At 60.5% G+C, this 13260-nt stretch carries 10 protein-coding genes; 7 read left to right on the plus strand and 3 right to left on the minus strand.

Annotated features, from left to right (window positions below):
• Nucleotides 1–136: 136 nt before the first annotated feature.
• Nucleotides 137–616 (minus strand): MarR family winged helix-turn-helix transcriptional regulator, encoded by a 480-nt coding sequence (locus IE127_RS17280; protein WP_189427033.1) that lies wholly within the window; start codon nucleotides 614–616, stop codon nucleotides 137–139.
• Nucleotides 617–696: 80 nt separating this feature from the next.
• Here IE127_RS17280 and IE127_RS19870 point away from each other — a divergent pair, with 80 nt between their 5' ends.
• Nucleotides 697–1863 carry a ferredoxin--NADP reductase gene (locus IE127_RS19870; RefSeq protein ID WP_189427034.1) on the plus strand — a complete coding sequence of 389 codons (1167 nt, stop codon included), beginning with the start codon at nucleotides 697–699 and terminating at the stop codon, nucleotides 1861–1863.
• A 118-nt stretch (nucleotides 1864–1981) separates the two neighbouring features.
• Here IE127_RS19870 and IE127_RS17290 read toward each other — a convergent pair whose 3' ends face one another.
• Nucleotides 1982–2593 (minus strand): TetR/AcrR family transcriptional regulator, encoded by a 612-nt coding sequence (locus tag IE127_RS17290; RefSeq protein ID WP_189427035.1) that lies wholly within the window; start codon nucleotides 2591–2593, stop codon nucleotides 1982–1984.
• 168 nt (nucleotides 2594–2761) lie between these two features.
• Between IE127_RS17290 and IE127_RS17295 the strand changes: the two genes are divergently transcribed.
• The 6 genes from IE127_RS17295 (at nucleotide 2762) to IE127_RS17320 (ending at nucleotide 11167) form a co-directional block, all read left to right on the plus strand.
• A complete protein-coding gene (locus IE127_RS17295) occupies nucleotides 2762–3481 on the plus strand; it encodes an ABC transporter ATP-binding protein (protein ID WP_189427036.1) in 720 nt (239 codons plus the stop codon).
• A 2-nt stretch (nucleotides 3482–3483) separates the two neighbouring features.
• On the plus strand, nucleotides 3484–4224 hold the full coding sequence (locus IE127_RS17300; protein ID WP_194599202.1) for an ABC transporter permease: 741 nt from the start codon (nucleotides 3484–3486) through the stop codon (nucleotides 4222–4224).
• A 181-nt stretch (nucleotides 4225–4405) separates the two neighbouring features.
• A complete protein-coding gene (locus tag IE127_RS17305) occupies nucleotides 4406–6289 on the plus strand; it encodes a sensor histidine kinase (RefSeq protein WP_244640302.1) in 1884 nt (627 codons plus the stop codon).
• Nucleotides 6289–7656: a sigma-54-dependent transcriptional regulator gene (locus IE127_RS17310; protein WP_189427038.1), complete on the plus strand. Its 1368-nt coding sequence runs from the start codon at nucleotides 6289–6291 to the stop codon at nucleotides 7654–7656. The genes IE127_RS17305 and IE127_RS17310 overlap by 1 nt, the downstream gene beginning before the upstream one ends.
• 224 nt (nucleotides 7657–7880) lie before the next feature.
• Nucleotides 7881–8858, plus strand: coding sequence for a TAXI family TRAP transporter solute-binding subunit (locus IE127_RS17315; protein ID WP_189427039.1), 978 nt, complete (start codon nucleotides 7881–7883; stop codon nucleotides 8856–8858).
• Nucleotides 8859–8986: 128 nt separating this feature from the next.
• A complete protein-coding gene (locus IE127_RS17320; protein WP_189427040.1) occupies nucleotides 8987–11167 on the plus strand; it encodes a TRAP transporter permease in 2181 nt (726 codons plus the stop codon).
• Nucleotides 11168–11578: 411 nt separating this feature from the next.
• Here the strand turns inward: IE127_RS17320 and pckA are convergent, their stop codons facing one another.
• Entirely contained in the window at nucleotides 11579–13171 is a 1593-nt protein-coding gene (gene pckA, locus IE127_RS17325; RefSeq protein ID WP_189427041.1) for a phosphoenolpyruvate carboxykinase (ATP), read from the minus strand.
• Between the last annotated feature and the right edge of the window lie 89 nt (nucleotides 13172–13260).

Raw genomic sequence — 13260 nt, forward strand, 5'->3', positions numbered from 1 at the left:
CTGGCAACCGCAATCCCTCTCGCTGGAACTGGTCGCGTTACATCCAAAGAGCGCGACGCGACCCAAATTCAGCGGCGCGGCGGCGCCGGAAGAGCATTGAACAGGGTGGGCATAGGTCGGCCATTCTGCGGAGCGGTCAGCTTTGCCGCTCGTCCTCGATGCTGAATGCTTTTAGCTTGGCCCGTAAAGCGGACAGGACACGCTGCGCGGTCTGAATGTCCTTGGCCGGCACGCCTTCAGCCAATGCCTCGACAAGCGGATTGTAAAGCCCAAGGGCTGCTTCATAGGTCTGCCGGCCCTTCGGAGTCAGCACGACAAGCTGCGCCCGCTTATGGTGCGGGTTCGGCTCGAATGCGACCAATCCCTCGCCCATCAGGTCGTTGACGATCCGCTGCACGTTCTGGCGGCTCGCGCCGAGATCACGCGCCAGCCACGCCACAGGCTGCGACCGGTCAGCCAGGGCGATTGCTCCTAATATCTGCCAACGGGCGCTTGTAAGGCCGAGCGGCGACACAATGCGGTCGCCCCATGCGAGCGTCAGATTGTTCGCCCGAAACATGGTCAGCAGCAGATCGGTTAAGGCCTGAGCTTCCGGTGTCGAAACGGGTGTTGTCATTTGTCACCTCATACCTATATTGACAACATGATGTCAATTGTGATGTTACATGACATTACCGCAACCAGGGACGCTAGACCATGATAAAGCTCATCCATCCCATCGCCGGCATGGTGGCGATTTTGACGATTGCCACCTTCTGGCTGTCCACCATCATCAGTGAAGTGTCCGGCTCCAATGCGTCTATTGTCGCGGTGAAAAGCGCGATCCCCTGGGGCTTTCTGCTGCTTGTGCCCGCGCTTGCCGCTGTTGGCGGATCGGGCTTCGTCTGGTCTAGGGGGCAACAAAAGGGGCTTGTCGGCGCAAAGCTTCGCCGCATGCCAATTATCGCCGCAAATGGCATTCTGGTGTTGATCCCCTCAGCGCTGTTCCTGTCGTCGAAGGCACAGGCGGGTGAGTTCGACGCAGCCTTCTATGGCGTCCAGGCGCTTGAACTGGTTTCGGGCGCGATCAACCTGACGCTGCTCGGCCTCAGTATGCGGGATGGTCTGCGGCTGTCACAATGGCGGCGCAAAAGCTTCCTTAAGCCCTCAACGACCTTTGCCTCAACGCTTGCCGCTCGTGAGGCTGCGGCCAAGGGAACAAGCATGTTCTACATTCGGAAGCCAGCCGGCTTTCAGTTCAAGGCAGGGCAAGCGATCTACCTGACGTTGCCGTCATCCATAGGAGCCGACCACCAAGGCCGGATGCGCACTTTTTCACTGTCGAGCACACCGCACGATGCTGACCTGACGATCACAACGCGCTTGGGTAACAGCGCCTTCAAGAAGGCCCTGGAGATGTTGCCCCTGGGAACCGAAGTCGAGATCGATGGCCCCTATGGTGACATGACGCTTGATGAGGACACCGCGCGGCCGGCCGTGTTCATTGCCGGCGGCGTCGGCGTGACTCCGTTCCGCAGCATGATCCACGACGCGCTTGATACAGGTCTGCCGCAAAAGCTGGTGCTGTTCTACAGCATGCGCTCCATCGAAGAGGCGGCTTTTCTGAATGAACTGGCCGCGCTCGCGGATCGTCATACCCAGTTCAAGCTGGTGACGACTGTAACCGGCAGCGGGCAAGCATCTGGTTCAGTCGAGAGGGGACACATCACGGCCGATATGGTCACGCGTCATACGGCGGACCTGGTTGCCCCGGTATACTACGTCGCTGGCCCTCCGGGCATGGTCGAGTCCATGCAAACCATGCTGACCAAGGCCGGAATTTCAGACGCTGACATTAGGACAGAAGCCTTCAGCGGGTACTAAGTCGAACAACCTAGACGTTCCATAGCGCATATGAAGCGCTACATCTGACCGTCAGCATAGAGGCTGTGGATGGAACTGTTTGTCTTCAGCGCATAGTCGCGGCGATACAGAACAGGCTTCAGGCAGATTTGCTTCTTGCCGCCCCTTGTCCAGGTGTAGTGGGGCTGACGAGAGGCAAGAACAGGGTGTCCACCCATGCCTGTCGCAGTTCGACTGGGGGCGCTGCGAAGGTCATGATGGCTTGGGACCGAAACAGGTCGTAGAGGAGCGTCGTCACAGGGGGAACAAGTTTTCGCTCATCGATCTCGCCGCGAGCGACTGCCCGGTCGAGAACGAGCTTGAGCGCATCGGTTTCCCCCTTGATCAGCGCCTCGCGCAAACCCTGGGGTGACGTGCCCGTCTCGCCAAAATAAGCCGCCGCGAACAGCGTGAACATCGCGGCAGAAGTGCGTGCACGTTCGGATGCGCGTTCGAGAAGTTCCAAAAGTTCCGCCCGGACACTACCCATGTCCTCGATAGTGATCGGATGCCGGCTCATCTGCCTGCGGATGGCGGCGACGGCAAGGTCTGCCCGCGTCTCCCAACGCCGCGCCAGAACGGGCCGGCTGGTGCCGGCGCGAACCGCTACGCCCTCCATCGTGAGCCCAGCATATCCATGAGCATCCAGCTCTGCGTAGGCGGCATCCAGGATGGCCTCTTCGAGCACGGCTCCTCTGCGTCGTTCCTTCATGGGCCTAGGTTATCCATACCAATTTAGATACATCAGTGCATCTTGAATTGCGCAATTCGTCGTGTTAGATGCATTTACGTATCTTAACTCTGAGATCCGCGCATGTCCAGAAATTCCACCTCGCTGCGCCATGCTCGAATCCCACCGGTTGAATGAGAGCGCTTAGCTATGCAGGCCAGCCTGGCACTGAAGGCCGTTACGAAGATATTCCCCTCTGGAGACGGAGTGCGCGAGGTCGATCTCGCTTTGACGCCGGGCGAGATTCACGCGCTGGTCGGTCTAAACGGCGCAGGTAAATCCACCTTGATGCGTCTGATGCTCGGCATGAAGTCGCCTGATAGCGGACTCATTACACTGAACGGCGTCGCGTTCGATAAGATATCGCCCGATCGCTGGGCGCGGGTGGGCCATCTTATCGAGTACCCGCTTGCCTATGCCGAACTCACCGTCCGGCAGAACCTCATACTTTCAGCGCGCCTGCGGGGATCTGCGCCTGACCGGGCCAAATCGGCAAGCGCCACAATCATAGAGAAGCTGAATCTGGGTAAATTCGCCGAGCGGCGGACGGGCGAGCTGTCGCTCGGCAATCGGCAGAGGGTCGGCCTCGCGTCTGCCCTTCAGCACGAGCCCGATCTGATTATTCTAGACGAGCCCACCAATGCACTTGATCCCGCTGGGGTCATTCTCCTTCGCACTGTTCTGCTTGAACGCGCTGCCAATGGCGCAAGTGTTTTGGTTTCCAGCCATCACCTCGACGAAGTCTCGCGCATCGCCGACCGCATAACGGTGATCAACGGCGGTCGCATCATCGGGGCTCTCCAACCCGGCCAGCCTGAAATCGAGCGGGCCTTCTTTTCACTCGTCCAGACCGATTCAGAGGCTGCGTGACCATGAATGCCTTCTCAACAGCTCTGTCCATGGAATGGATGAAGTTCTCCAACGCGCTGTTGCCGCGCCTCGCTACCCTCGGCATCGTCTTGGTACCGTCTCTTGTATCCCCGCTCATGGCATCCAGCCGAGACACCGGGTCGGCGCTCTCGGCGACGAACTGGATCGACTATTTCGACCTGAGCGCGGGCACGGTGGCCACCGGCGGACTTTTCGGTTTCGGTCTCGTGATCGTCTGGCTGTTCGGGCGGGAATTCGCCGATGGGACGATAACGGGCCTTTTCGGCCTGCCGGTGCCGCGCGACAAGCTGGCACTTGCCAAGATCGTCCTGTTCGTTCTTTGGGCCGGTGTCACGACGCTTATGCTTGCCATTGCACTTATCTGCGTCGGCGCATTTCTTGGCCCCGGTCCGTTCGGCGGCGAGGCATGGTCGGCGCTCGGCCGCTTCGTCGCAGTGAGCATGCTGACAGCGTCGTTGACCATCCCCTTTGCGCTGGTCGCCACGCTAAGCCGGGATTATCTGGCGCCGATCGGCGCGATACTGGGTGTCGTCATCATGAGTTCGGTCCTCGCGGACGCAGGCCTTGGGGGTTGGTCTCCCTATGCCGCGCCAGGATACTGGGCGCAAAGTGGCGGGGGAGGGGACCCGGTGACGATAACGATCCAGCTATTCATCGGCGTCATTCTCTCGGTGTTCTTCGCTGGCTTGTCAGTACGCGCGTGGAAGCGGTTGGAAATCTGAGGCGAGGCGCGCGGTACGGGTGCAGAAAAATAGCTTCTCTCAACTAACCCTGCATACGTTGGAGGCTCGGGCTGGTTTCACATCCTCCGCCTCTCGCTGAGAGCGTCTCAACGTTCAATATGCGCAAACACAATGGAAAGAACTGGTTCCACCCTGTCGTGACTGAGATTATGATTGCGGCATGTCCATCGCCCCATCCATCGCATCCCAGTGGCGTGCAGCCCGGCGCCGGGGCTGGGTGCTGGCGATCCTTTGCGGGGTGGCCCTCGCCATGGCCACAGTGGTTTGGGGCAGTTTTTATGCCCACCGCTACTATCTGGACGAAGCGGCCACGAGGGGCGCCAACACCCTGCGATTGTCGGTGGCGGTATTGCGCGGCCACATGGCGCGCTACGAAAGCCTGCCGCGTGTTATTGCCGATTTTGCGGCCATTCGAGATCTTCTGACTGCGCCTGGCGGTTCTACGCGCATCGATGAGATCAATGCTTATCTCAAGCAGATCAACGCCCAGTTCGACTCTTCTGACATCTACGTCATAGATGCGGACGGCACGACTATTGCCGCCAGCAATTATGACAGCGAAACCACGTTTATCGGCGAGAACTTCCGCTACAGGCCCTATTTCTCCGATGCCATCGTCGGTGGCGAGGGCCGGTTTTATGCTCTCGGCACCACGTCTCTCAAGCGTGGCTACTATTTCGGTGCTCCTGTCATGGTGGAGGGCGAGGTCGCCGGGGTCGTCGCTGTCAAAATCGAAGTCGACAGCATCGAGGACACCTGGCGCGATGCCGGCGGATACGAAATCGTGGTCACCGACCCCGAGGGCATCATCTTCATGACCAGCCGCGCACAGTGGCTGTATCATTCCATTTTGCCACTGACCCCCGACCGAGTAGAACGCACGGTCGAGACCCGGCGCTATGCCGATGCTTCGCTGACCGAGCTGTCCCTGACGCAGACGACCGAGTCCGGACACCCGCTCTACTCTATCACCTATAACGGCGAGCCGACGGAGTTTCTCGTTGTCGCCGAAGCCATGCCGGAAGCCGACTGGACCGTCAGCGTCCTGCTGGATACCGCCTCTGCCCGGTCCCAGGCTATAACTGCCATTATCATCGCCGGTCTCGCCATCATAATGACCGCATTGGCGTTGGCGATTTACCTTCAACGTCGTGCCCGTCTCAGCGAACGTCTGCAGATCCAGCGTGAAGCCAAAGAGACCTTGGAACGCCGCGTCATCGAGCGCACATCCGAGCTCGCCAGTCTCAACCGACGGCTCGAGACGGAAGTGGCGGAACGCCGCTCGACAGAAATCATGCTGAGAAAGACGCAGACCGATCTGATTCAGGCCGGCAAACTCGCGGCCCTTGGGCAGATGTCGGCAGCCCTGTCGCATGAGTTCAATCAGCCGCTGTCAGCGGCGCGCAATTATGCGGATAACGCCCAGGTCCTTATCGAGCGTGGGCGGGTAGAGGATGCCGCCACCACCCTCTCGCGCATTTCTGGCCTCATCGATCGGATGTCCGCCATATCACGCCACCTGCGCAACTTTGCCCGCATGCCCAACCAGAAGCTCACCGCAGTGCCTCTCAAAGAGACGATCGACGACACGCTGGAGATCGTCAACTGGCGCCTTGTATCCGGGCAGATCGATCTCGCCATCGATCTGGGAGACATCCCGCTTTTTGTCACCGGGGGCCCCGTTCGCCTGCAGCAGGTCCTCGTCAACATACTCTCCAACGCCATCGACGCTGTCGAGGAAACCGGCGACCGTCATATTGCCATCACCGCCCATGAGCACCGTGACAAGGTCGTTCTGAGCATTCGCGACCACGGCCCCGGGATCACCTCGGGCCTTAACGAGCGTATTTTCGATCCGTTTTTCTCAACCAAGGGCGTCGGCAAGGGCTTGGGGCTCGGCCTATCGATTTCGTACAACATCATCAAGGATTTCGGCGGAGAACTGCGGGCCGAAAACCATCCCGAAGGCGGGGCTGTGTTTACCATTGAGTTGCTTGCAGCAAAGTCCAGCTTGAACGAACCCCTCGCTGAGGCGATCAGCTGATGAACGGTGGAACCATCCTTCTTGTCGACGATGAGGACGAGCTTCGTCATTCCACAGCGCAAAGTCTCGAACTGGCGGGCTTCGATGTCGTTGATTTCGCGAGCGCTGAGAGGGCGACCCACCTCGCCGGCTTTGGCTTTAAAGGCATCGTCATCACCGACATCCGCATGCCAGGTATCGACGGCCTGTCGCTGATGACCCGCCTGCATGAGGTCGATCGGGAAATTCCCGTCATCCTCGTCACTGGCCATGGAGACGTCCAACTTGCCGTTCGCGCCATGCGGCAGGGCGCCTATGACTTTGTAGAAAAGCCGTTCGTCGCCAGCCAATTGAACGAGGTCGCATCCCGCGCCCTGGACTATCGCCGCCTGGTGCTCGAAAACCGGGTGCTGCGTGCAGCAGCGGGCCAGAGCGACGACCTCGAGCAGCGTCTGCTGGGGCGTTCCAACCCGATGATCGAGCTGCGCCGCAAGATTCGCGCCATCGGTCCCACCGACACCGACGTCCTGATCATCGGCCAGACCGGATCGGGCAAGGAAGTGACTGCGCGCGCGCTGCACGATTTGTCCCAGCGCGCCAACCGCCCCTATGTGGCCATCAATTGCGCCGCCCTGCCAGGCAATCTCATCGAGAGCGAGCTGTTTGGCCACGAGATGGGCGCCTTCCCCGGTGCCATGCGCGCCCGGTTCGGCAAGTTCGAACTCGCCCAGGGCGGCACTATCCTGCTCGATGAAATTGGCTCCATGCCCCTCGACGTTCAGGGCAAGTTGCTGCGTGTGGTGCAGGACCGCACCATCACTCGGCTCGGATCCAATGAGCCTGTGCCGCTCGACGTCCGCTTCGTCGCCACCTCCAAGGCCCCGCTCGAAGCCGATGTCGCAGCGGGCCGATTCCGCGCCGATCTTCTTTATCGGCTCAACGTCATCACTCTCGACATCCCGCCGCTATCCGAGCGGCGCGAGGACGTGCCCTTGCTCTTCATGCAATTGCTCTCCGAAGCCGCCTCACGCTATCGCCGCGAGCCCGTTACCGTGCCGCCGCAGGTTCTCGCTGCGCTGGGCGAACAGGAGTGGCCAGGCAATGTGCGCGAACTGCGCAACGCCGCCGACCGCTACATCCTCGATCTGGGGCTACCGTTCCTGCCCGGCGCGACCGACGAAACAGGCACAGCATCAGCCTCTCGCCTGGCCGAACGCGTAGCCGATTTCGAGCGCGGCCTTATCGAAGCTGCTCTGGTTGCCAATAACGGTAGCCTGAAGTCCGTCTATGAGTCTCTGGGGCTGTCGCGCAAAACGCTGTACGAGAAGATGCAGAAATACGGCCTCGACCGCAGTCGCTTCCTTCCCGGAGGCAGCGGACAAGACTGACTTGCTAGCGTGTGTCCCCGTTTCCACCCGCCTCAGCAGCCGTCTGTCACCGAATCCACCCACAGCCTGCCGTGAACGTGGAAAATCTGCGATCTGCGGTTGATCGTGCCGTTGCACTCACGAGCGAGCTTGCTCCCTGATGGGCGAACATTCGGCGCCGAGGAGGACTTTGCGCGCCGAGTGGGTGAACAAACCTAGATGGTAAACCCCACGGGAGGAACGCTATGCGTTTTACCACTCTCGCCGCTTTTGCGGCCGCGAGCCTATTTGTCGCAACTCCGGTACTGGCGCAGGACGATCATGCAGATTGGCCCTCAAGCCTGACGATCGGCACTGCCAGCCAGGGCGGCACCTACTTCATCTACGGCACCGGACTTGGCGGCCTGATCACGCAAGAACTCGGGATCAACGCCTCGGGTGAAGTCACCGGCGGCCCAGTTCAGAACTCGACGCTGGTCGAAACCGGCGATCATCTGATGGGCCTTGTCACCATGGGACCGGCCTACGAAGCCTGGACCGGCGCCTCCGAACTGGCGCCCGGTGTCGAGCACAAGAGCCTGCGCGCGCTGTTCCCGATGTACCAGACCCCTTTCCAGGCTGTGGCACTCACCTCGTCCGGTATTGAATCGGTCGCCGATTTCGATGGCAAACGCGTCTCGGTCGGCCCCGCCGGCGGCACCGCCGCCACCTATTGGCCGCGCTATTTCGAGATCCTCGGTGTCTCCCCCGAAATCAGCTACTCGGGCGCCAATGATGCAGTCGGTCAGGTTAAGGACGGTCTCATCGATGCCTTCGCTTTTGCCGCCGGCGTGCCGATCGCGGCCTTCTCCCAGATTGCCGCCGAAAACGACGTCAACATCTTCGGCTTTACCGAAGAGCAGCGGGACGAGATATTGGCAGAGATGCCCGAAATGGCGGCATTCGATACGCCCGGCGGCCTTTATGACGGCTTTCCAGAAGAAATTCCCACGGTCGCCATGTGGAACTTCGCGATTGCCAGCGAAACCATGCCTGAAAGCCTTGCGTACGAAATCACCAAGCTGGTGATGGAGAACAATGAGCGCATGGTTCAGATCCACTCTGCGGCCGCCGAGTCGATCGTCGAAAACGTGGACAAGAACACCTTCATGCCGTTCCACCCCGGCGCCGTCCGGTACTACGAAGAAATCGGCATCGAAATCCCTGACGCTCTGCGCGAATAGCACCAGCTTCACAACGGGTCTCACGGCGGATGTCGGCATCGCCGCCATCCGCCTGTCCGCAATTAAAAACACTGGGGGCGCACCCCGATGCGCCGTCCGGGCTTCAGCAGCCCAGGGAGGGGAGTTCAATGTCTCAGGACAAGTCCGCGCCGGCAAATGACGCCGGTCCGATGATCGCACAGGGAACCGACGATGAGCCCCTGGCCACCAATCAGCGCAGCCTGGTAGGCAAAATTGGTCTTGCTGTCACGGTCATGGCGATCGCCTATACTGTCTTTCACATCTATGTAATGAACATTTCGCCGCTCGAACCCTGGACATACCGCATGGTCCACGTCACCGGCGGCCTGTTCATCGGCTTTCTGAGCTATTCCGCGCTGACCTTTAATCCCGACGCGCCCGTCTTTGACCACCACCGTTCACCGATCGAGTGGGGCCTCATCGGTGTCGCCGCGATCGGTATTGTTTATGGCGCGGTGATGGTTGGCTACGCCTGGGCCGGCCGCTGGTTTGGCTTTGCGCCCATGCCCGACGCATTTGTCTTCGGCACCTATGGAATCCCGCTGCTCATCGGCACTGTTGCTGCCGTGGCCGCAGGGTGGTTCTTCTCAGATCGCGACCGTGAGCGTGTCCACCCGGCCGACTGGCTTCTGGGCATCGCGGCGCTCGCCATGTTCGGCTACATCATCTTCAACGTGGGCGCGCTGCGTCTGCGGGCGGGCACCGGCCTGGCCCAAGCTGCCGATTTTTACGCCGCGCTGGTTGGCGTGATATTGATCCTGGAACTGACCCGCCGCGTGGCCGGTCTGGCGCTGGTAATCATTGCAGGCATCTTTATCGCCTATTCTTTCGTCGGCCCTTGGCTGCCCGGCTTCCTGACCCATCGCGGATATACGCCCGAACGATTCTTCACCTATATTTTCACCGACCAGGGCATTCTGGGCGATCCGATTGCGGTCTCCTCGACCTACATCATCCTGTTCATCGTGTTCGCCGCCTTTCTGCAGGCTTCTCGTGTCGGCGACTACTTCGTGAACTTTGCGTTCGCTGCTGCCGGCAATATGCGCGGTGGCCCTGCAAAGGTCGCCGTCTTCGCCTCCGGCCTGATGGGTATGATCAACGGCACATCGGCCGGCAACGTCGTCGCTACCGGCTCGCTGACCATCCCCTTGATGAAAAAGGTCGGCTATCCGGCAAAGAGTGCCGCTGCGATTGAAGCAACCGCTTCCTCCGGCGGTCAGATCCTGCCCCCGATCATGGGCGCCGGCGCGTTCATCATGGCCGAGGTGACGGGTATTCCCTACACCGACATCGTGGTCGCCGCGTTCATACCGGCAATGCTCTATTTCGTGTCGGTCTACTTCATGGTCGATCTTCAGGCCACCAAGCTTGGTATGAAGGGGATCCCCAAGGCCGAGCTACCGAAGTTCCGCGTACTCGCCAGGCAGGTCTATCTATTCCTGCCCATCATCATTCTGATCTATACCCTTTTCGCCGGATACTCGGTGATCCGGGCCGGTACTGTCGCCATGGCCTCGGCCGCTGTCGTGTCCTGGCTGACGCCCTACCGTATGGGGCCGAAAGCGGTGCTCAAAGCACTCGAACTCGGGGCCAAGATGAGCATCCAGCTCGTCGCAGTCTGCGCGGCTGCCGGTATTATCGTCGGTGTCATTGCGCTAACCGGCGTCGGTGCGCGCTTCTCTTCGCTGCTGCTGGGCATTGCCGAACAGAACCAGCTGATCGCGCTGTTCTTTGCAATGTGCATCTCGATCATCCTGGGTATGGGGATGCCGACAACGGCTGCGTACGCGGTCGCCGCCGCAGTTGTTGCACCAGGGCTTATCCAGCTTGGTATCCCCGTGCTGGTAGCGCACTTCTTCGTATTCTATTACGCCGTGATGTCCGCCATCACACCGCCGGTTGCGCTCGCCGCTTATGCGGGTGCCGGACTATCGGGGTCCGACCCAATGAAAACCTCGGTGGAAGCGTTCAAGATCGGTCTCGCGGCCTTTATCGTCCCGTTCATGTTCTTTTACAGCCATGAGCTGCTCATGCAGGGCGAATGGATGGAAATCGCCCGCGTCGTCGCAACCGCGCTGTTGGGCATGTACCTGCTGTCAGCGGCAGTCCAGGGCTACTATTTCGGCCATCTTGGACCGATCCTGCGGATCGTGCTGTTGATCGCCGCACTGTCCATGATCGAAGGCACTTGGTACACCGACCTCTTCGGTCTCGGCGTGGCCGTCGCGATGTTCGTCTTCCAAAAGCGCATTGTCGGTCCGCGGGCCGTTGCTCGCGGCGCCGACTGATCGGGTCGCTGTCTCCGCGACCTACACCTCTCCTCTCGCAGAAAAGGCCGCCTCCCTCAGCGGGGCGGCCTTTTTCTTGTACTATCCATCGACTTCGGAGGCACCAAGAGACGGGCGTTTCGATTCCGGCCGCGTCCGCACGCGCTGACATCGATAGCCTATGTCGCTTCTTCGGGGATGACGATGCGCGGGCTCGGCGCAAGCGCTCGGGCGATAGAGATGACAAGTCGCTGGTGCGCCGCTTTCGCGACCGGGTGCTGCTAGTGAAAGACGGTCACATGGTCGGGCAGGGGCCATGGGCGATCTGCTCGATCGTCCGGGCGACGATTATGGCAGACGTATGCTGGCTGCCATATCGACCACCGAAGCACTGCGGGCCCAGCGGCCGCAAACCTGATGCGGCTCAGCTCGTCATTCGGCGGCGCGGACGAATTGAGGACCAAGCGCGGCATCGGCGCCCGTACCGAACTTTTCAAAGTTCTTGCGGAACAGATCCGCCAGGTGCTTTGCCTGCTGATCATAGGCCGCCGCATCGGCCCAGCTCTCGCGCGGGGTGAGCAGGAGTGGGTCGACTCCCGGGACTTCAAGCGGCACGGCAAAGCCGAAATAGTCGTCGATCCGCGTTGAAGCGTCTTTAAGGTCTCCATCGAGTACTGCTGCGAGCAAGCGGCGCGTGGACGCGATGTCAATGCGCTTTCCGACGCCATAGCCGCCCCCGGTCCATCCCGTGTTAATCAGCCAGGCTGCCGCGCCGCTTTGACGTAGCTTGTCCTCAAGCATGCGGCCATAGACCGTGGGGTGGAGCGGCATGAAGGGTGCGCCGAAGCAGGAGGAGAACGTCGCCTGTGGCTCGGTGACCCCCCGCTCGGTTCCGGCAAGCTTGGCGGTATAGCCGGACAAGAAATGGTAAACCGCCTGGTCGGGAGTCAGGCGGGCGATTGGTGGCAGAACGCCGAAGGCGTCCGCGGTGAGAAAGACGACGGTATCGGGCGTGCCACCCACACCGCCTTTGGCAATGGCTGGCAATACATCAAGGGAATAGGCAGCGCGCGCGTTCTCCGTCAGCGACACATCGTCGAACTGCGGCCGCTTGGCCGCGTCGAGCACCACATTCTCGAGAACGGTGCCGAAGTGCTTGGTCGCTGCAAAGATCTCCGGTTCTGCTTGAGGGCTGAGGTACGCCGTCTTGGCGTAGCATCCGCCTTCGAGATTGAAGATGCCGTTTTCGCCCCAGCCATGTTCGTCATCGCCGATGAGCGGGCGGGCAGGGTCATTGGAAAGCGTGGTCTTGCCTGTGCCAGACAGGCCAAAGAACAAGGCGGTACGACCATCCGCGCCGATATTGGCGGAACAATGCATGGGCAAGACACCCTCGCGTGGCGCATGGAAGCTGAAGAGCGAGAAGACACTCTTCTTAATTTCGCCCGCATAGAGCGTACCCGCAATGACGATGATGTTACGGCTCAGGTCGAGCGCGATCACCGTATCGCCACGGGTGCCATGCCGCTTCGGGTCCGCCTTGAAGTGCGGCGCGTGAACAATGGTGACCTCGCGGGGTGTTTCGCTTTGAAAAGCGCTGTCACCCGGGCTTATGAGAAGGTTTCGAATGAATAGCGCGTGCCAGGCGCTGGGGGTCAACACTGTAATTTTGTACTGTTGAGCTGGATCCGCACCGGCGAGCAGATCCTGTCGGAGCAACTGCCCGCCGGCCATGGCCGCCTCGACATCGGCAAGCAGACGATCGAAATGCTCGGGAGACATGGCAGCCGAATTTTCCCACCAGACCGTGTCAGATGTCAGAGCGTCGCGGACGATGAACTTGTCCTTGGGCGAGCGGCCGGTAAACGCGCCCGTCCGTACTGAAACAGCACCGTCAGCGGTGAGTTCGATCTGCCCTGAGGCAGCAGCGCGAGCAACCAGGACCGGTTCGATGTCGTTGGCAAAGACTTGATCGGCGCTCTTGCCGATCCGACGTCGCAAGGTACCGTGGTCAACCTGCTTCACTCGAGCTTACTCCGCTGGTGTTGGCACTATGGGTGCCAGTCAATGCGCGGACGTTAAGCAAAGTGCCGGGCACGCGGCCATACGGACAA

Origin of the sequence: Devosia pacifica (assembly GCF_014652635.1) — a bacterium.
Taxonomy (GTDB): Bacteria; Pseudomonadota; Alphaproteobacteria; order Rhizobiales; family Devosiaceae; genus Devosia; species Devosia pacifica.

What these genes read in the sequence shown, in the direction of transcription:
- IE127_RS17305 (WP_244640302.1), top strand. Translation starts at nt 4,406, where the DNA reads ATGTCCATCGCCCCATCCATCGCATCCCAGTGGCGTGCAGCCCGGCGC.
- IE127_RS17310 (WP_189427038.1), top strand. Translation starts at nt 6,289, where the DNA reads ATGAACGGTGGAACCATCCTTCTTGTCGACGATGAGGACGAGCTTCGT.
- IE127_RS17320 (WP_189427040.1), top strand. Translation starts at nt 8,987, where the DNA reads ATGTCTCAGGACAAGTCCGCGCCGGCAAATGACGCCGGTCCGATGATC.
- IE127_RS17300 (WP_194599202.1), top strand. Translation starts at nt 3,484, where the DNA reads ATGAATGCCTTCTCAACAGCTCTGTCCATGGAATGGATGAAGTTCTCC.
- IE127_RS17315 (WP_189427039.1), top strand. Translation starts at nt 7,881, where the DNA reads ATGCGTTTTACCACTCTCGCCGCTTTTGCGGCCGCGAGCCTATTTGTC.
- IE127_RS17280 (WP_189427033.1), bottom strand. Translation starts at nt 616, where the DNA reads ATGACAACACCCGTTTCGACACCGGAAGCTCAGGCCTTAACCGATCTG.
- IE127_RS17290 (WP_189427035.1), bottom strand. Translation starts at nt 2,593, where the DNA reads ATGAAGGAACGACGCAGAGGAGCCGTGCTCGAAGAGGCCATCCTGGAT.
- IE127_RS19870 (WP_189427034.1), top strand. Translation starts at nt 697, where the DNA reads ATGATAAAGCTCATCCATCCCATCGCCGGCATGGTGGCGATTTTGACG.
- IE127_RS17295 (WP_189427036.1), top strand. Translation starts at nt 2,762, where the DNA reads ATGCAGGCCAGCCTGGCACTGAAGGCCGTTACGAAGATATTCCCCTCT.